17 protein-coding genes are annotated in these 17,245 nt (G+C 71.1%); 8 read left to right on the forward strand and 9 right to left on the reverse strand.

What is annotated here, in order from left to right:
- Positions 1-327: 327 nt before the first annotated feature.
- Complete coding sequence (locus ACGFIS_RS06355; RefSeq protein ID WP_392913417.1) at positions 328-1,341, reverse strand: glycoside hydrolase family 6 protein; 1,014 nt, start codon at positions 1,339-1,341, stop codon at positions 328-330.
- Positions 1,342-1,785: 444 nt separating this feature from the next.
- Between ACGFIS_RS06355 and ACGFIS_RS06360 the strand changes: the two genes are divergently transcribed.
- On the forward strand, positions 1,786-2,154 hold the full coding sequence (locus tag ACGFIS_RS06360) for an antibiotic biosynthesis monooxygenase family protein (RefSeq protein WP_392913419.1): 369 nt from the start codon (positions 1,786-1,788) through the stop codon (positions 2,152-2,154).
- A gap of 102 nt (positions 2,155-2,256) precedes the next feature.
- Positions 2,257-2,913: a DsbA family protein gene (locus ACGFIS_RS06365; RefSeq protein WP_392913425.1), complete on the forward strand. Its 657-nt coding sequence runs from the start codon at positions 2,257-2,259 to the stop codon at positions 2,911-2,913.
- Positions 2,914-2,981: 68 nt separating this feature from the next.
- Here the strand turns inward: ACGFIS_RS06365 and ACGFIS_RS06370 are convergent, their stop codons facing one another.
- Together ACGFIS_RS06370 and ACGFIS_RS06375 are read right to left on the reverse strand one after the other, a co-directional pair.
- Positions 2,982-3,491 carry a hypothetical protein gene (locus tag ACGFIS_RS06370; protein ID WP_392913428.1) on the reverse strand — a complete coding sequence of 170 codons (510 nt, stop codon included), beginning with the start codon at positions 3,489-3,491 and terminating at the stop codon, positions 2,982-2,984.
- Positions 3,492-3,784: 293 nt separating this feature from the next.
- On the reverse strand, positions 3,785-3,997 hold the full coding sequence (locus ACGFIS_RS06375; RefSeq protein ID WP_392913430.1) for a hypothetical protein: 213 nt from the start codon (positions 3,995-3,997) through the stop codon (positions 3,785-3,787).
- Positions 3,998-4,179: 182 nt separating this feature from the next.
- Here ACGFIS_RS06375 and ACGFIS_RS06380 point away from each other — a divergent pair, with 182 nt between their 5' ends.
- Both ACGFIS_RS06380 and ACGFIS_RS06385 read left to right on the forward strand, forming a co-directional pair.
- A complete protein-coding gene (locus tag ACGFIS_RS06380; RefSeq protein WP_392969839.1) occupies positions 4,180-5,973 on the forward strand; it encodes a tetratricopeptide repeat protein in 1,794 nt (597 codons plus the stop codon).
- A gap of 91 nt (positions 5,974-6,064) precedes the next feature.
- On the forward strand, positions 6,065-6,223 hold the full coding sequence (locus tag ACGFIS_RS06385; protein ID WP_392969842.1) for a hypothetical protein: 159 nt from the start codon (positions 6,065-6,067) through the stop codon (positions 6,221-6,223).
- A gap of 3 nt (positions 6,224-6,226) precedes the next feature.
- Here ACGFIS_RS06385 and ACGFIS_RS06390 read toward each other — a convergent pair whose 3' ends face one another.
- From ACGFIS_RS06390 to ACGFIS_RS06400, 3 genes are read right to left on the reverse strand one after another with little or no spacing between them, the layout of a single operon-like run.
- Complete coding sequence (locus ACGFIS_RS06390; protein ID WP_392913435.1) at positions 6,227-6,904, reverse strand: response regulator; 678 nt, start codon at positions 6,902-6,904, stop codon at positions 6,227-6,229.
- Positions 6,901-8,163 (reverse strand): sensor histidine kinase, encoded by a 1,263-nt coding sequence (locus tag ACGFIS_RS06395; protein WP_392969845.1) that lies wholly within the window; start codon positions 8,161-8,163, stop codon positions 6,901-6,903. The genes ACGFIS_RS06390 and ACGFIS_RS06395 overlap by 4 nt, the downstream gene beginning before the upstream one ends.
- 7 nt (positions 8,164-8,170) lie before the next feature.
- Entirely contained in the window at positions 8,171-10,414 is a 2,244-nt protein-coding gene (locus ACGFIS_RS06400) for an MMPL family transporter (protein ID WP_392969848.1), read from the reverse strand.
- Positions 10,415-10,737: 323 nt separating this feature from the next.
- On the opposite strand from ACGFIS_RS06400, the gene ACGFIS_RS06405 reads away from it, so the two are divergent.
- Positions 10,738-12,105: a wax ester/triacylglycerol synthase family O-acyltransferase gene (locus ACGFIS_RS06405; protein ID WP_392969851.1), complete on the forward strand. Its 1,368-nt coding sequence runs from the start codon at positions 10,738-10,740 to the stop codon at positions 12,103-12,105.
- An 87-nt stretch (positions 12,106-12,192) separates the two neighbouring features.
- Here the strand turns inward: ACGFIS_RS06405 and ACGFIS_RS06410 are convergent, their stop codons facing one another.
- The gene (locus ACGFIS_RS06410) at positions 12,193-13,074 is read right to left on the reverse strand and encodes a universal stress protein (RefSeq protein WP_392913066.1); all 882 of its coding nucleotides are present in this window, start codon (positions 13,072-13,074) and stop codon (positions 12,193-12,195) included.
- Positions 13,075-13,283: 209 nt separating this feature from the next.
- Here ACGFIS_RS06410 and ACGFIS_RS06415 point away from each other — a divergent pair, with 209 nt between their 5' ends.
- A complete protein-coding gene (locus ACGFIS_RS06415; protein WP_392969854.1) occupies positions 13,284-13,748 on the forward strand; it encodes a hemerythrin domain-containing protein in 465 nt (154 codons plus the stop codon).
- Here ACGFIS_RS06415 and ACGFIS_RS06420 read toward each other — a convergent pair.
- Positions 13,745-14,800: a S1 family peptidase gene (locus ACGFIS_RS06420; protein ID WP_392969857.1), complete on the reverse strand. Its 1,056-nt coding sequence runs from the start codon at positions 14,798-14,800 to the stop codon at positions 13,745-13,747. The genes ACGFIS_RS06415 and ACGFIS_RS06420 overlap by 4 nt on opposite strands.
- Positions 14,801-14,993: 193 nt before the next feature.
- Between ACGFIS_RS06420 and ACGFIS_RS06425 the strand changes: the two genes are divergently transcribed.
- Together ACGFIS_RS06425 and ACGFIS_RS06430 are read left to right on the forward strand one after the other, a co-directional pair.
- Positions 14,994-15,845, forward strand: coding sequence for a DUF72 domain-containing protein (locus tag ACGFIS_RS06425; protein ID WP_392913069.1), 852 nt, complete (start codon positions 14,994-14,996; stop codon positions 15,843-15,845).
- A gap of 149 nt (positions 15,846-15,994) precedes the next feature.
- Positions 15,995-16,591, forward strand: a complete 597-nt coding sequence (locus tag ACGFIS_RS06430) for a CBS domain-containing protein (protein ID WP_392913070.1) — start codon at positions 15,995-15,997, stop codon at positions 16,589-16,591.
- Between the two features lie 80 nt (positions 16,592-16,671).
- Here the strand turns inward: ACGFIS_RS06430 and ACGFIS_RS06435 are convergent, their stop codons facing one another.
- Positions 16,672-17,241 (reverse strand): HU family DNA-binding protein, encoded by a 570-nt coding sequence (locus ACGFIS_RS06435; RefSeq protein ID WP_392969860.1) that lies wholly within the window; start codon positions 17,239-17,241, stop codon positions 16,672-16,674.
- Between the last annotated feature and the right edge of the window lie 4 nt (positions 17,242-17,245).

Consider the following 17,245-nt stretch of genomic DNA (forward strand, 5'->3'; position numbering starts at 1 on the left):
ACAGTGGCCTGACCCGCCCCGACCCGGTCACCGTTCCCGACGACCATCACAGTCACCGCGCCCGCCGGCGCATCCCACCCCCGATCCGCACCCCCCGGACAGGCCACGGACCTGCGCGTGGCAGACCCCGCACGCCCCCGAAATGCCGCTCTGCCAAGCAGACCGGCTCTCATGACGAGATCGGAACCAACATGGATCACCGGAAATCAGGCCGTGGATCCAGGCTGAGGGTCTCCACCGAGGTCGCCCGCGAGTGGGCAATGAGCCCTCGGCCGAAGTCAGGCCGAGGGCTCACCGTTATGGCGCGGGCGTTACGCCCGCGAGCGGTTATCGAGTGCCGTCGATCAGGCGGATGGCCAGGTCGGGGCTGAACTGTCCGGCGGGGATCCCGGTGCCGATCCCGCAGTCGCCGTCGGAGTCTCCGGGGACCTTGACCCACAGTTCCAGTTCAGCGTCGGCCCCCTCGCGGGGCGGGGTGCCGAGCCTGCGTCCGGCAGGGTTGCACCATTCACCGTTGGAGCCATTGCCGTTTCGGCTGGTGTCGACCACGAAGGTCTTGCCGCTGGGGAGCCCGGCATTGACGGCCCTGGCGTAGGTGACCGACCGTTCGGTGGTGTAGTAGTTCGACACGTTGACCGAGAAGCCGCGTGCGTCCGCGATCCCGGCGGCCCGCAGACGCTGGGCCATGGTGCCGGCGGGAATCCAGTTGGCGTTGGCGGCGTCCAGGTAGACCCAGGCGTTCGGCGCCTTCTGCTTGAGCTGCTGCACACCGTATTTCAGCAGGTCGAGCCGGATCTGCCGCTCGGTGTCGTTCGGCAGGCAGTCCAGTTGGGCGACTGCGTCGGGCTCCACCACGACGATCGCCTGACGGTTGCCGATGGCCGTGGCGAACTGCCCGATCCAGGTGCGGTAGGCCTCCGGGCTGCCCGCGCCGCCGCCGGAGTGGCTGCCGCAGTCACGGCCCGGGACGTTGTAGGCCACCAGCATCGGTGTGGCGCCGGCCTGCTCGGCGCCACCGACGTAGCGGGACACCGCCGCGGTGACGTCGCTGTTCCAGTTGCCGAACCAGCGTGCGATCGGCCGGTCGGCGATGGCCGCCTTGATGCGAGCGGCCCGCGGATCGCCGAGGTTGGCGGCGACCCAGGCCGCCGGGTTGGAGTTCGGGTCGACGTACAGGTTGGTCGCGGCGATCGCCTTGGCCGCGGGTGCGGCGTAGGAGACGGCGCCGATCTTGGCGGCCTGCGGTTGCTGTCCGGTGAGGTAGGCGCCGGTGAGCGCGGCCGTCGACGCGGTGAGCGCGGCGACGGCGGTGATGGTCCATCTACGGAGAGCGGGTAGCACGGGGTTCCTTCGTCGTCCGGTGTCATGGCGGGGGTCGCGCCGCCCGCGGGCTCTTCGGTCATAGTTCAGCGGAACCCAGGGAAGCGGACGCGTTCAATGCACTTTTCTGGCCGTTTTTCGAGAAACTATCGATGTGTTTGGATTTGAGTCAAGAGCCTTTTCATGCCTTTCATTTACGTCCAACTGCCGAGCATCTCGCCGCCATTGCGAGCCGCTGTAACCAGCCGCTCGGCAGGACGGACGTGTCCTTCTCCGGGGCGTTCCGGCCGGTCGGCTCGTGCAGGCATATGGCATACCGCCTCAGTGGACGTGAACGCGCCCTCCGGCAGCACGAGCCGTGGCGAACGTGGGCGAGGAGAAGCCAGGATTTGACCTCAAGTGCGGTTGAGATCCGAGGATCGGTGGCGACCAGGGCCGCTGCCCTGGCTGCTGACCTTGAGGAGGATGTCCGTGAGCACGGATGCAGGCTTCTACTCGATCATCGACTACACCGTCGATGGCGTCGACACCCAGAAGGAGCTTGTGGCGGCCTTCGCCGAAATCCAGGAGCGGTGGGTGCGCTTCTATCCCGGCTACCGGTCGGCCCGCTTCCATGTCAGCACCGATGGCACCCGTGTGTACAACATCGTGCATTGGGCCAGTGAGGCCGACTACCGCGACTTCGTGGAGACCTCCGACACCGAAGGCCGGATGGCCGCCATCGGCAAGGCCCTGGAGGGCTTGTCGGGCAAGGCGGAAGCGCGCATGAACGGGATTCCCACGTACACCGTTGTCGCAGAAGTCGGGCCCGGGCCGCAGCGCCTGGACTCCTGATCGAACCGGAAACATCAGCCGGCGCGCTCTCGCCGAACCGGCGGGCGCGCCGGGCAGGCGTGCATCGGTGATGCGCGCCGCCGACCACATCGAAGGACGTCCATGAAGGTAGAGGTTTATGCCGATGTGCTGTGCCCGTGGTGCTACATCGGCAAGAGACGCCTGACCGCGGCGCTGGAGGGTCTCGCCGACCGCACCGGTGTGGAGGTCGTCTGGCGCGGCTACGAACTGGCCCCGGAAGAAGGCCGGGTCCCCGGCCCCACGGCCGCCGAGGCCATGGCCGGATGGTGGGGCGATCAGGCGGCGGAGCGGATCGCCCGGATCCGGGCCCTGGGCGCCGCGGAAGGGTTGGAGCTCAACCTGCATCTGGCCCGGCCGGTGAGCACCTTCGACGCCCACCGGCTGTGCAGGCTGGCCGCCGACCGTGGCCGGGCCGACCAGATGATGGAGCGCCTGCTCGGCGCCTATCACTCCGAGGGACTCAACGTGGCCGACCCGCAGATCCTGCAGCGCCTGGGTGAGGAGGCCGGCCTGGACGCCGCCCGGGTGCGCGCCGTCCTCGCCGGTGACGACTACGCCGGACAGATGCGGTCCGACCGGCGCCGCGCAGCCGAGCACGGTGTCACCGCCGTCCCCTCGCTCGTGATCGGCCACAGGCCGCCGGTCTCGGGTGTCCAACCCGCCGACGAATTGCGCCAGCTGCTGGAACGCGGCCTCACGCTCCGTCATGGTTCAGCGTTGGCTTGGCGGCACTCTTGACTCTCCGCCTGGGATCCAAGCATCGATCGCAGCGGCGCTACGGAGGAGCGCGGAAGTGGCCGTGCGGGTCACGGTTTCGAGGGTGTGGCCTGTGCGGGCATGTCCAGCGCATGGGCGAGGGCGGTGGTCACCTGGGCGGCGTGGTCGGGCACGTGCCGGTCGGCCCACACGGCTGCCGACTGGAGGAAGTCGCTCAGATCCTGCTCGGCGGCGGTGAGCGATCGGCGCAGTCCGGTGACCGGCATCTCGATCACCGGGCTGTCGTTCTGCTCGGCATCAACGGTCAGCCGGACGGTGTCTCCAAGGCGTTCGGCGAGTGGGGAGGGATCGTGGCCGAAACCGACGGACGGATACCCTTCTTCGACGATCTTGTTCCAGTCGCGCCATTCATCGAAACCGGTGCAACATCCTGGTAGCAGGGTCGTGCCGGTGGCCGTGTCGGTGACCCGCATCCCTCCGGGTGCCAGAGGCGGCTCCATGGTGAGCAGCCCGCGCAGGAAAGCCCCGAGAGGGTCGGCAGGCTGCGCTGAGCCACCGTCGTCCTCGGGATCGGTGTCGTTGTACTCGGCGATGCGCATCACCGCCGTGCCGACCTCGACCGGGTCGGACGTGCCACTGAGCGGCAGGAAGCCGTACGGTTCTGAGAAGGCGACCGGCCAGAGAGCGAACCCCTCGGACGCACAGACCTCCAGAACGGGCCGTATCACTATCACTTTGTGGAGTCTGCATTACGACCGGGTGTCATCGCCTCCCGATTACCTGGACGAGCTTCGGCCCAGGCCGGCGGGCTGAGCGTTGTGCCGGCGCCGGCCGCCGACGGATCGACCGGATTCCGGGGGCCGAGGTGCCGCCGAGGGAATCAGCGCGGCCATCAGTCGGAGAGCCGGCCGTCCAGCGCGAACAGGAATCCGGCGATCGTCGCGGCGGCGAGGACGGCGGCGACCAGGCCGGCCAGGACGCCTATGACGACCGCTCCGACGGCACCCGTCGTGTGCAGCACGCCGATCCCCGCGATGATGCCTGCACTGAGGCCGGCGGTGGTGGCCACGAGCATGGAGATCAGAACGATCATCAATGAGCGCACCGACAAGAGTGTGTTCTGCCGGGCCGGAGCGGTGCGGGCCGTTGGGGTGCCCGGCCTTCCCGGCGCCGAACGCTTCCTGGTGTCTTTCATGCACCCAGGGTGCGCCGGGCGAAGGCTATGAATCCACGCCGTGTTCTATGAAACTGGGAATGGTCGGAGAACGTCTTTGGTGTGATCTGCCGATGGAACCCTTCAGTTCGGAGCTGTGGCACGACCGGTTCTGCGACGCGCTCGTCGGGGTTCGTGACGCGGTCCGCGCGCGGAACCTCTCCTTGCCGGATCAGGAGCGGCGTGCGCTGCGCAGGATCGCCGACCACCCCGGCTTCGCCGGGCTCGGCCCGCCGATCGAACCTCTGGCCAGGGGAAAATGGATCGCGGCTCGCGCGACGGCGGCGGTGCACTCGCTGGCGGCGGCGCTCCCGCCGACCGCTTTCACGGCGGTCGGCCTGCCCGCGGACAAAGCCATCGTGCTGTGGGACAGAACCCTCCAAAACGGACTGGGCCCGCCAGAGCTGACCCGCCGGTCGGCCGACTTGTTCGGCGAACTGCGGCCACGGTCGTCCTCCACCCCGAGGACGGCGCTTGAGATGCGGATCCGCTCAGTGATGTGGTTACCGGGAAATCACAGCATGAAAGGTGCGGCCTCCGGAATCACGCAGGTGTTCCACGCGATTACGACCGCGCTGCAGATACCGGACGGGCCGGTCCTGCCGTCCCTGGCCGATTCGAGTTTCGACTACGAGTGGACGCGCCTGTTCGAGCATCGGCCGCCTGAACAGCGGCAACTGGTCACGCTGCTGTGCTTTATGGCTGCGGCTCCCTTCCCCCTGGCACTGCTCAGCGAAGGGTGGGACGCATTGCCCTCTCCGCTGCGCACGGTCGTGCGTGATCCCGCCCGGCTCGCCTCGCTCGTCACCGAGGTGGCCGCGCACGGATGGTTCCGTACGGATCCGTCCGCGGTGACGTGCGCCGCCGAAGTACAGGAGCGCGTGCGCAGCCGCCTGCGCCGCTCGGCCGAACGCACCGCCTGTTCGTTCGTGCTGCGCTTCCTGCGGGCGGCCCTCTCGCCCGACACCCACCACCACGAGTCGTGGGACGGCTGGAGGCTCGCACCGCCCCATGTCGAAGCGGCGGCCGGGCAGGCAGAACGGCTCGACGTACGGCTGAGCGACGCCGCGTACCTGCTCGATCGGCTTTCGGTCTACCAGCGGAGCGCCGATCATGACGCACCGACGGCCGCCGAGACCGCTCGGCATGCCGTTGCGATATGCGAGCGGACCGGAATCTCCGATCCCGAGGCCTATTCGGTCATCGTCGGCAATCTGGCTCTGGCCCTGGAACAGGACAGGCGCTTTCCGGAGGCGATCGCAGCGATCGAAGAGTCGCTGGAGGTGAGGGCCCGAATATTCGGCACCGAGGATTCGGACTACGCCGGCACGCTCAGCATCAAGGGCTATCTTCTGGAGCGCGCGAAGCGGTTCACAGAAGCCCGGGAGGCGCACCAGGAGGCGCTCGCCACCATGCGGCGGATCGTCCGGCGCCAGCCCGGCCGATCGACTCTGGAGACGCTCGTTGAAGTCCTCAACGACTATGCGGCGTGCCTGCGCAGGGGTGAACCCCGGGCTGACGCGTCCGCGGAGGCGCTCCGGACGGCAATGCGCCTCCTCGACGAGGCGCTGCACCTCGTCGAGCGCGGTGCGTACGGCTGGAAGCAGGTGATGGTCAACCGCGCGCATGTGCTGCGGCTGGAAGGGCGGCTCGACGAGGCCGAGACGATCTTCCGTGACCTGGTCGATTACTGCGAAGCCACCTATGGTGATCCCTCGTACGAGCTGTACGTCGCGCTGCGTGAGCTCTCTGAGCTGCTCTGGGAACGCGACAGCCCTGATTACGACGCCGTGTACCTGAGAGCACACGAGGTGGACGACGCCATCGGCCCGGACGGCCGTCTGGAGCCCGACGACCCGATGCGCTGAGCGGCATCACCACGCAGCGTGGATTCTGGTTCGTTCCTCGTCGAGATAGGAGGGGCCGGGGCCGACCTTGCCGAGCCAGATCGGTCCTGCGATGACCAGGATGTCGGCGGCCAGGACCGTGATCGCCGAGGAGTTCGGCGGTCGTGGCCTGGAGGGACTCCTCGTCCGCGAGGCGCTGGCGGACAGCATCCGCAAGGAACAGGGACACCCCCGAGGTGTGGGCCGCGGCGCCCGCCCACGCCGCCGATGACCGCTACGGGTGGTCGGGGGTGGCGTGGGCCAGGCCTGTGCGGTAGGCGATGACGACGAGTTGCGCCCGGTCGCGGGCCTCCAGTTTCATCATCGCGCGCTGCACGTGGGCGCGGACGGTGTACGGGCTCAGGTACATCCGCTCGGCGATCTCCTGGTTGGACAGGCCGGTCGCGACCAGGGCCACCATCTCGCGCTCGCGCGGGGTGAGCAGGGCGAGCCGTTCCGGGTGGTGCGGCGGGGCGTGGTCCGGTGTGGCCAGGAAACGGGCGACCAGGGAGCGGGTCGCGGCGGGGGACAGAAGGGTGTCGCCGTCGGCGATCGTACGCACGGCGTGCAGCAGGTCCTCGGCCCCGATGCCCTTGCCGATGAAGCCGCTGGCCCCCGCGCGCAGGGCCTGGGCGACGTACTCGTCGGTCTCGTACGTGGTGAGGATCAGGATGCGGCTGGCGCGCAGTTCCGGGTCCGCGCAGATCTGCGACGTGGCGGTGAGGCCGTCCACCTCGGGCATCCGGATGTCCATGATCACCACGTCCGGGCTCAGTTCCCGGGTGAGTCTCACCGCCTCCCCGCCGTCGGCGGCCTCGCCGACCACGGTGATGTCGTCGGCGGTGTCGAGGAGCATCCGGAAGGCACCGCGCAGCAGGGCCTGATCGTCGGCGAGGAGCACCCGGAGCGTCACGGCGCGTCCCCCGCCTCTCCGCCGGCCGTTCGCCCCTCGATGGTCGCCGTTCCGCCGGTTTCCGGCGTCGTGTCCTTCGCGGGCGGGAGGGGCAGTTCGGTGGAGACGAGGAAGCCGCCCTCCGGGAGCCTGCCCGCGGAGAGGTGTCCGCCGACCGCGGTGGCACGTTCACGCATCCCGATCAGACCGTAACCGGGTGGACGGTCCGGCACCGCGGACGCGGTCGTCGCCGTATGGGTGCCCCCTCCGTCGTCGGTGACGGTGATGGCCACGCGGTCGCGGTTCCAGGTGAGGCGCACCTGGGCGCTACCGGTACCGGCATGTTTGGTCACGTTGGTCAGGGCTTCCTGGACGATGCGGTAGGCGGTGAGGTCCACTCCCGGCGGCAGCGGCCTGGACGTGCCCTCCTGGTGCACCGACACCTCCAGGCCCGCGCGGCGGAAGGAGTCGAGGAGCGTGGGAAGCCGGGACAGTCCGGGCGCCGGTTCGGCGGGCGCGGCCGCGTCCCCCGTCTGGCGCAGCAGACCGACTGTGGCCCGCAGGTCGTCGAGCGCGTCGCCGGTGGTCTCGACGAGCTCCTTCAGGCTCCTGCGGGTCTGCTCCGGGCGGGTGTCGAAGAGGTGGGCGGCGACCGTGGCCTGCGCGTTGGCGAGGGTGATCTGGTGGGCCACGAGGTCGTGCAGTTCCCGGGCGATGCGCACCCGCTCCTCGGCCACTCTCCGGCGCGCCTCGAGTTCCCTGCTCTTCTCGGCCCGCCGGGCCCGCTCCTCCACGGCCGCCAGGTAGGCCCGCCGGTTCTGCGTCGAGTGACCGAGCACGCCGGCCACCAGCGGGAACGCCGCCACCGCCACCATCCGGCTCCCGTCCTTCCACGAGAGGGCACCGGACAAGGGGGTATATGCGGCCAGCAGCGCCGCGGACACCGCCAGCGCCGCGCTCGCCGCGCGCCATTCGGTGCGCACGGCGAGCGAGTATGCGGTGATCACGGCGGGGGCCACGGTGAGTGGGCTCAGCAGGAGTCCCAGCAGCGGCACCAGCATGCCCGCCGCGGTCGTGGCCGCCATGGCGGCCAGGGGCGCCCGGTGCCGCAGCGGCAGCACGGCACAGGACACCGCGCCGATGAGGTAGGCGGCGGCGGGCGGCGCCGACAGCGTGTCGTCGACCCGCACCACGCCGCCGAGCAGGCACACCGCGAACGCCGTCGCCGTGATCGCTGCCTCGCGCCACCATCTGGGGCCGCCGCCGCCCGTGTTCGTCATGGCCGGCTCAGCGCCTGCCGCCGTGGAGCAGCGGCACCGCCGCGTCCGGCCTGGTCACGGAGGCGGGGGCATGCCTGTTCAGTTTCTCTCCCTCGACGTCCACGTTCGGCAGCACACGGTTCAGGATACGAGGCAGCCACCAGGCCCGATGGCCGAGCAGTGCCAGGACCGCGGGGACGATCGCCATCCGGACCACGAAGGCGTCGAAGGCGACGGCGGCGGCCAGGCCGACGCCCATCGTCTGGATGGTCGGGGAGTTCATCCCGATGAATCCGGCGAACACGCTGATCATGATGATCGCCGCCGCGGCCACCACCCGTCCGCTGTGCCGGAAACCGTGGACGATCGCCTCGCCGGGGGACGCGCCATGGACGTAGGCCTCCCGCATCCGGGTGAGGAGGAAGACCTCGTAGTCCATGGCGAGGCCGAACACGATTCCGATGATGAGGATCGGCATCAGCGACATGACCGGCCCGGTCTGCTCGATGCCGATCAGGTCCGCGCCCCAGCCCCACTGGAAGACCGCGACGAGGACGCCGAAGGCGGCGCCCACCGACAGCAGGAAACCGAGCGCGGCCTTGACCGGGACCAGGACCGAGCGGAAGACCACCAGCAGCAGGAGCACCGCCAGGCCGATGACCACGGTCAGATAGGGGATGAGGGCGTCGGACATGGCTTCGGAGATGTCGATGTTCATCGCGGTGGTGCCGGTCACCAGGACGCCGGCGCCCGTGTCGTCCTCGACGCCGGAGACCGCGCCCCGGATCGCGTGGACCAGGTCCTTGGTCTCGCCGCTGTTCGGCGCGGTCCGCGGGACGGCGGTGAGGACGGCCGTGTCCCGGGCCGGGTTGAGAACCGGCTCACCGACCGACGCGACCCCGTCCACTCCCCCCACGGTCTTGGCGACCAGGTCCGTGGTGCCCCGGGTGTCCGCGGACTCCGGCATGTCCACGACCACGGTCAGCGGGCCGTTGAAGCCGGGGCCGAAGCCTTCCGACAGCAGGTCGTAGGCCCGGCGCTCGGTGGTCTCCACCGACTTCGACTCGTCTCCGGGCAGCCCGAGTTCGAGGCTCAGCGCCGGGAGGGCGACGGCGCCGAGACCGAGTCCGGCGACCATCAGCACGGTCACCGGCCGGCGCAGCACGAACCGCGCCCAGCGGGTGCCGAGCCCAGGACGGCCGGCCGCGGTGGGCACCGGGCGCGGACGCCCGCTTCGCTGCCGGGCCGACCTGCGGACGGCGCGGGACAGTATCCGCCGGCCGGTGAACCCGAACAGCGCGGGGACCAGGGTCAGCGCGACGAGTACGGCGAGCGCCACGGCGCCCGCGCCGCCCAGGCCCATCTTGGTGAGTTCGGGGATCCCGACGACCCCCAGCCCGACCAGGGCGATGAAGACGGTCGCGCCGGCGAAGATGACGGCGGATCCGGCCGTGCCCACCGCCCGGCCGGCGGCCTCCTCCTGCTCCCTGCCCTGGGCGAGTTCGTCGCGGAAGCGGGAGGTGATGAAGAGCGCGTAGTCGATGCCCACCGCCAGTCCCAGCATCAGCGCCAGGATGGCGACGGTGGACGTCAGGCCCAGCGGGACGGCCAGCGCGGAGACCAGTCCGAAGGAGATGGCCACGCCCGCGAAGGCGGTCAGCAGCGACAATCCGGCCGCGACCAGCGACCCGAGGGCGAGGATCAGCACCACCGCGGCCACCGCCACGCCGATGATCTCCGTCGTGCCGCCCGGCGCCTCTTGCGAATCCAGGGCCGAGCCGCCGATCTCCACGGTCAGCCCCGCGTCCCGGGCCTGGCTCGCGGCGTCCTCAAGGGCGCTCTTCGCGGGCGCGGTCAGGTCGACGGCGTCCACGGTGTAGCCGATCGTGGAGTAGGCGATGGTGCCGTCCTCGCTGACGGCGCCGGTTTCGTAGGGGTCGGTGGCCGACGCGACCTGATCGCCCCCGGCCAGCGAGCCGAGCGCGTCCTGGACGACCGCCTTGTTCTCCCCGGCCGTCATCCGCTGCCCGTCGGGGGCCTGGAACACCAGGCGTGCCTCGGCACCCTGGGAGTTGCTCTGGGGGAAGCGCTCGTCCAGCAGGTCGAACGCCTTCTGCGACTCGGTGCCGGGCATGGAGAGGCCCTCGTCCTGCCCGGCCGGCGCCATGGCGGCGGCGACCCCGGCCAGCACCAGGGCGCCCAGCCACAGGCCGAGCACGACCCGGCGCCGCCGGAAGGCCCACCGTCCGATCCGGTAAAGAAATGTCGCCACCTTTGATCACTCCAGACACTTCCAGGTAAGAAAAATGCGTGATCCTCACGCGCCTCCAACACTCCCCTCCGGCGCCCCGGCGGGCATCGTCCCCCGCCACCGTCTTCGCCTGGTGCACCCGGACCAGCCGCTCACGTGTCCTGGTGCCTGCGCACTAGGCCGGCTCGGGCCTCATCCGGGAGGCGGAGCCGATCAGGCACCGTCATGGCGATGACGGCCGGGACCTTCGGCCGTGGCCGCGGGGACGAACGCCGCTGGAGCGGCGACCGGGTGCCGAGGTTGGCTTGGAGGGAGACCTCATAGGGCGGTGCACGATGCAACGGATGAACGCGCTGGACGCCGGAATGTTCTTCGCGGAGAACGACACGACGCCGCTGCAGATCGGGACGGTGGCCGTGTTCGAGGGTCCCGCACCCGATTACCCGGACCTCGTGCGGCAGGTGTTCGCCAGGCTCCGGCTCGCGCCGCGCTGCCTGCAGCGCGTCCGGACCGTCCCGTTCAACCTCGCGCACCCGGTCTGGGTGGACGACCAGCGGTTCGCGATCGGCGATCACGTCCGGCACGCGGCCGCGCCGGAGCCCGGCGGCCCGGACGAGCTGAGTGAGCTGGCGGGCCGCATCCTGGCACCGCCGCTGGATCTCAGCCGGTCACCGTGGGAGGTGTGGCTGGTCGACGGGCTGGCGGACGGCCGCTGGGCGATGATCTGCAAGGTGCACCACTGCATGGTGGACGGGCTGGCCGGCATCGACCTGATGGCGGTGCTCCTGGACACCGGCCCCGCCTGGACGCCCGCGCCGCCCCGGGTGTGGATGCCCGAACCCGAACCGGCCGCCATGGCCGTCGTACGCGACGGTGTCGTGGACCGGCTGAGGGGCTTCGGCCGGCAGGCCACCCGGCTGTTCCTGCCCGTCCTGCGCGACTCGATCTCCGTCGCGGGCGCGGTACCCGGTTACGCGACGCGGCTCACGGGTTCCGGCACGTCTTCGCTCAACGGCCCGACCGGCCCGCACCGGCGCTGGTCCCGGCTCCATGCCGGGATGGACGAGGTCGACCGGATCCGGCGTACGTTCGGGGGTTCGGTCAACGACGTGGTCCTGGCCGCGGCCGCCCGCGGGTTCCGTGACCTTCTGGAGGCCCGGGGCGTCCTCACGGAGGAGTCGATCGTCCGCGCCATGGTTCCCGTCTCCGTCCGGTCGGAGGACGAGCGCGGGGTCCCGTCGAACCGGGTGTCGGCGGTGCCGGTGGACCTGCCGTGCGGGGAGGCCGATCCGTTGCGCCGACTGCGTCTCATCCGGCAGCAGATGGACAGCGTGAAGAGCGGTAACCAGGCCGCCGGGCTGGACGCCTTCGTCAGACTCGCCGGCGGGGCCCCGGGCCTGCTCGCCGCGGCCGCCCACACGGCGCTGCGGCTGCGCCAGCCGCTGATCCATACGATCGTCACCAACGTCCCGGGCCCGGCGGTCCCGCTCTACTCGATGGGCCGCCGCATGCTGGAGATCGGCCCCTACATCCCGATCGCGGCGGGCCTGCGCATCTCCATCGGGATCGTCTCCTACAACGGCGCCCTGTCGTTCGGGCTCACCGGCGACCGCGACGCCGTCCCCGACCTGGAGACGCTGTGCGCCGGAATCCGGGACGGCATCGACGAACTGCTTAAAGAGGCGGCGCAGGCCGCACCAGGCGCACTCTGAACGGCCGGACGCGGCTGGTCCGCCGCCGGTTCGGCGGCGGACCACGTCCGGCCGGATCCCGCCTGATCTCGCTCTGGACCTGGCTAGTTAGTCCCCGGTGTCCTGGCGGGGTGCGTGGACGACCGCCACCGGGCAGGGCGCGTGCTCTACCAGGGCGTGGCTGACCGATCCGAGCAGCATGCCGCGGAAGCCGCCCAGTCCACGCGAGCCGACGACGAGGAGTCGCGCGTCGTCCGAGGCGTTCATCAGGACCTCCCGCGGTGGCCCGGATACGACCTCCGCTTGCGCATCCACTCCGGGATGAAGCTCTCGCAGGGGGATCATCAGGCGGGTCAGCCGCGCCTCGGCCGCTTCGCGCATGCCGGCTTCGTCGGCCAGAGGCGGCAGGTCCTTCACCGGCACCGACTCCCAGGCGACCACGGCGTGCACCGCGAATCCATGCAGCTCGGCCTCGGTGAACGCCATCGCCAATGCGGTACGGGACGCCGGTGAACCGTCCACGCCGACCACGACCCGTCCCGGCCCGCCGTCCAGATGCGGATCAAGGTCGCCCCGGGCGATCACGACCGGGCAGGAGGCGTGCGCGGCCACCTGAGCGCTGACCGAGCCGAGCACCAGCCCGACGAACCCGCCGAGGCCCCGCGGCCCCAGCACGATCACGTCGGCGCTCTTGCCCACCTCGACCAACCTGGCGGCCGCCTGTCCGCGTGTGAGCACACCCCGCACCGGCAGGTCCGGGGCCGCCTTCCGGACATGCTCGACGCCGCCGTCCAGCACCTCCTGCGCCACGGCGCCGAGATCGACCATGGGCATGGCCACCGGACCCCCGACGTAGATGTCCCACACGTGGATCACGGTCAGCGGCAGGCCCCGGGCCTGTGCCTCGTCGGCGGCCCAGTCCAGCGCGCGGGCCCCCTCCGGGGAGCCGTCATAACCGACGACGACGCCAGTGATCGGCTCTGTGCTCATGGCTTCTCCCACCTGGTGCATATCCGCTCGTTCGGACACCACCAGCCTTGCTCGCACCGCCGCTTCCCGTTCAGGGGCTTCGGTCCGGGACCGGAGGGACCTTCGGCCCGGTCGAAGCGCTCCGGGCGCGCGGCACCATGAGAGTCACGGCATGAAACGCGAGCCAAAGGGACGCCATGTGCAATTACTGTGGTTGCCGGGACTTCCCCTTGATCGGCCAGCTGTCACAGGAGCACTGGGAGATCGGGGAGACCGCCGGCGGGCTGCGGCGGGCCATCGTCCAGGGCCGGTACGGCGCTGCCGCGACGATGCTGGACGAACTGCTCGCCCGGTTGCTGCCCCACACCGCCACCGAGGAGAACGGGCTGTTCGCGGAGCTCCGCGCCGAGGGCTCGCTCGCCGAGGAGGTGGAGCGGCTCTGCGCGGAGCACGACGACATCCACGCGGTGCTCGGCGGGATCGACCGCGCGGACCCGGACTGGCCCGCCGTGCTGGAGGCCCTGGGGAAGCTGCGTGAGCACATCGACCATGAGGAGCACGGCCTGTTCCCCTCGTCGATCATCATGCTGCCGATCGCCGCCTGGGATCGCATCACCCCCGAGCGCGGTGTTCAGGGCGTGGGGCCGGCCCCGGACGCGGCCGGCCCGGACGAGGCTTCGCCGCCGGCGGCCTAGGAGACCTCGGCGCCGAACGCCTGCAGGGGTTCGGTGACCGGCTGGAAGAAGGTGACGCCGCCGACCCGGCAGTCACCCGAGCCGCCCGAGGTGAGGCCGAGGGCGGTGTTCCCGCTGAAGAGCGGGCCTCCGCTGTCGCCCGGCTCCGCGCAGACGGTGGTCTGGATCATGCCGGTGACCGTGCCCTCGGGGAAGTTCACCGTGGCGTTGGTGGCGATGACGCGGCCGGTGGCCAGGCCGGTGGTGCTGCCGCTGCGCGCGACCCGCTGCCCGACGACGGCCTCGCCGGCCTGGGTGATGTCCTGGGCCTGGCCGTTGTAGAGGTTGACCGCGCCCTCCCCCGGCTGCTCGGACCGGACGAGCGCGAAGTCGTCCCCGGGGAAACTGCTGCGCACCGTGCTGCCGAGGAACTGGTTGCCCTGCTGGTCGGCGGTCCAGTCGCGGACCGCGTTGCCGCAGTGCCCCGCGGTGAGGAAGAAGTCCTGCTGCCCCACCGTGACGTTGAAGCCGAGGGAGCAGCGCGAGCCCTGCCCGAAGATCGCGTCGCCGCCGAGCGCGAAGGTGCGCAGGCGTCCGTCGATGTGGACCATCCGGATCGCCGGCCCCATCCGCTGGGCCATCCGGCGGACGGCGGCCATCCGCGTCCCGCCGACCGAGTCGTCGGTCCAGACCGTGACCCGGGAGGTGGCGGGGTCGACGGCCCAGCCGGTGCCAGGCACGCTCGCGAACGACCGGCGGAGCGTGGCGGTGATCCTGTTCAGTGATGCCGGGCTCCGCTGCGTCATCTTGGGCACGGCGCCGGCCGCGCGGACCATGGCGGCGTCGTCGGCGCTGGTGACGGTGACGACCGGCCGGCCCGCGGAGTCGAGGTAGGCGCCGGCCGTGCGGGTGCCGAGCCGGTCGGTCAGCCTCGCCGCCAGGGCCCCGGCCGAACTTCGCGGGGTGTTCGACGCCTGCTCGCCGGTCAGCGTGGCCTGCCGGCCGGCGGACTCGTCCGGCGTCCGCACCACGTACAGCGTGCCGGCCACGAGGCCGGCGGATCCGGCGGCCACCGCGGTCCACGTGACCGCCGTGCGCAGACGATTCTTTCTGGCCCTCAAGGGGGTCCTCCAAGGTCCGACGTCCCGATCTACGGGTGGAGGTACGCGGCTCGGGCGGCCGGCGTTCAAGTCCCGGAGGAACCGGCAGGCCGAGGGGTCGTGACGGCGGGGCGCCGGAGGCACGCGGTTCGGTAGCGTCGGGATCATGCGGCTTCATGTGGGGTGCGCGATGTGGACGCACCCGTCGTGGCAGGGGCGGTTCGTCCCCCATCCGCTCCCTCCCGGCGCCCGGCTGAGGGCCTACGCGGGCTGGTGCAACGCGGTGGAGGGCAACACGACCTTCTACGCGACGCCGTCGCGGAGCACGGTGGAGTCGTGGGCGGAGCAGACCTCGCCCGACTTCCGGTTCGTCCTCAAACTGCCGAAGTCGGTCACGCATGAGCGGCGGCTCGCCGGGTTCGACGAGGAGCTCGGGGCCTTCCTGGCGGCGATCGAGCCGCTGGAGTCGCGGACCCACGCGCTGTGGGTGCAGCTGCCGGCGTCGTTCGGTCCCGGGGATCTCGGGACGCTGGCGGGTTTTCTCCGCCGGCTGCCCAAGGCGCACAGGTACGCCGTCGAAGTGCGTCACCGCGCGTTCTTCGAGGAGCCGCGGTGCGAGCGCGACCTCGAACGGGTTCTCGCCGGGGTGGACGCCGAATGGGTCCCCTTCGACACCACCGTGTTCTTCCGGAGCCGCCCGGCCAGCGACGCCGAACGGGACGCCTGGACGAAGAAGCCGCGCGTACCGCGCAGGTCGGCGGCGCTGACCGGCCGTCCGATCGTCCGCTACCTCGGACGGGACGACACTGCGACGACGATCGAGGGGTGGCGGTACTGGGCCGGGAAGGTCGCCGGATGGCTGCGGGAAGGGCGTTCGCCGACCGTCTTCGTCCACACTCCGGACAACGCGGAGGCGCTGATGCTCGCCCGCCGGTTCTACGACGAGGTGCGGGGCGGCGTCCCCGAACTCGATCCGCTGCCCGAGCCGGAACCGGCGGAGCCGCCGACCCTCTTCTGACGCCTCGCCGCCGGACCCGGTCCAGGTCGCCGAGGTCCAGGACCAACGGCCCTGGGCCTGCGGCGGCAGCCGGGCGATGCTGGACACATGGGTCAGGAACGTCCTGCCCGGGTAGGTGAACGGCGTCCTCGCCGGAAGGAGAACACGCCATGCTGGTCCGGGAGGCGATGACCTCGCCCGTCGTGACGATTCCGCGGTCGGCCACCGTCCGTCAGGCCATCCGCATCCTGCACGAGCACTGCGTCACCGCGCTGCCCGTCGTGGACGAGCCGGGGCGGCTGGCCGGCATCGTCAGCGAGATGGACCTGCTGCAAGGCGTGTTCGAGCACGACCCGAGGGCCTTCGCCCGGCCCGTCGCCACCACCGCGAGCCCGTCGCCGCGTCTGGTGGAGGAGGTCATGACCCGCGATGTGGAGACCGCCCGTCCCAACACCGACGTCGCCGTGCTCGCCGAGACGATGATGAAAACGAAGATCAAGAGCGTCCCCGTGCTGGACGGTTCCGCCATCGTCGGCATCGTCAGCCGCCGCGACCTCATCGCGATCCTGGCCCGCGGCGACGCCCGCATCCGCGACGACGTGCTGGCCGCGATCGCGGAGTACGGGGCGGGCGGCGCGCACTGGGACGTGTCGGTCCGAGACGGCGCCGTCGAACTGCTCGGCCGCGCGGACGAGTCGGCGCAGCGGATCGCCGACGTCCTCGCCCGGACCGTGCCCGGTGTCACCCGCGTCTCCATCCACGGCTGAGGCCCCCGGACCTCGCACCGACCGGTGTCTGAGGCGGGCCGGGGCACATCGCCCCGGCGGGCGGGCTGAGCGGCGTGTGGTTACCTTCCGGCCTTGGCGCGGGCCTTCGCCTTGCCCTGCTTCTTCTTCGGGGACACGGAAAGGTCCGCCTTGCTCGCCTTGCCCTTCTTCGCGTCCGCGCCCTTCTTGGCCTTCTTCGCCTTCCCGGCGCTCTTCTCGTGCTTCACGTCTTCGGCGGCCTTGGTGCTCTTGCCGTTCTTGGCGGCCTTGGCGGCCTTGGGCTTCCTCGGGCTCGGCTCCTCGACCACGACGCCGGCCGCCGCGTCAGCCGGGGCGGCCGGTGTCGCGACCTGCTCCCCGGCGGCCGCGGAGCCGTTCCCGGCGACACGGTTGCGGAACGTCTGCCCGGACCGGAATCGCGGGACCTCCGCGGCGGGCACCTCGACCGGGACGCCCGTGCGCGGGTTGCGTGCGCTGCGGGCCGGGCGGGACAGCCTGTCGAACGTCCCGAACCCGGTGACGATGACGCGTTCCCCGGCGGACACCCGTTCCATCACGGTATCGACCACGGCGTCCACATGCAGGCGGGCCACGGCCTCGTCGCTCCCCGCGCGTTCCGCCACGGCCCTGACCAGTTCGCTGCGGTTCATGCGC

The organism is Spirillospora sp. NPDC048824, assembly GCF_043198455.1.
Taxonomy (GTDB): domain Bacteria; phylum Actinomycetota; class Actinomycetes; order Streptosporangiales; family Streptosporangiaceae; genus Spirillospora.

Bases quoted from the DNA above. Each gene is read 5' to 3' on its own strand.
- ACGFIS_RS06410 (WP_392913066.1), bottom strand. From the start codon at position 13,074: ATGAGCACAGAGCCGATCACTGGCGTCGTCGTCGGTTATGACGGCTCC.
- ACGFIS_RS06385 (WP_392969842.1), top strand. From the start codon at position 6,065: ATGACCAGGATGTCGGCGGCCAGGACCGTGATCGCCGAGGAGTTCGGC.
- ACGFIS_RS06360 (WP_392913419.1), top strand. From the start codon at position 1,786: ATGTCCGTGAGCACGGATGCAGGCTTCTACTCGATCATCGACTACACC.
- ACGFIS_RS06425 (WP_392913069.1), top strand. From the start codon at position 14,994: ATGCGGCTTCATGTGGGGTGCGCGATGTGGACGCACCCGTCGTGGCAG.
- ACGFIS_RS06365 (WP_392913425.1), top strand. From the start codon at position 2,257: ATGAAGGTAGAGGTTTATGCCGATGTGCTGTGCCCGTGGTGCTACATC.
- ACGFIS_RS06380 (WP_392969839.1), top strand. From the start codon at position 4,180: ATGGAACCCTTCAGTTCGGAGCTGTGGCACGACCGGTTCTGCGACGCG.
- ACGFIS_RS06370 (WP_392913428.1), bottom strand. From the start codon at position 3,491: ATGCGCATCGCCGAGTACAACGACACCGATCCCGAGGACGACGGTGGC.
- ACGFIS_RS06395 (WP_392969845.1), bottom strand. From the start codon at position 8,163: ATGACGAACACGGGCGGCGGCGGCCCCAGATGGTGGCGCGAGGCAGCG.
- ACGFIS_RS06430 (WP_392913070.1), top strand. From the start codon at position 15,995: ATGCTGGTCCGGGAGGCGATGACCTCGCCCGTCGTGACGATTCCGCGG.
- ACGFIS_RS06435 (WP_392969860.1), bottom strand. From the start codon at position 17,241: ATGAACCGCAGCGAACTGGTCAGGGCCGTGGCGGAACGCGCGGGGAGC.
- ACGFIS_RS06405 (WP_392969851.1), top strand. From the start codon at position 10,738: ATGAACGCGCTGGACGCCGGAATGTTCTTCGCGGAGAACGACACGACG.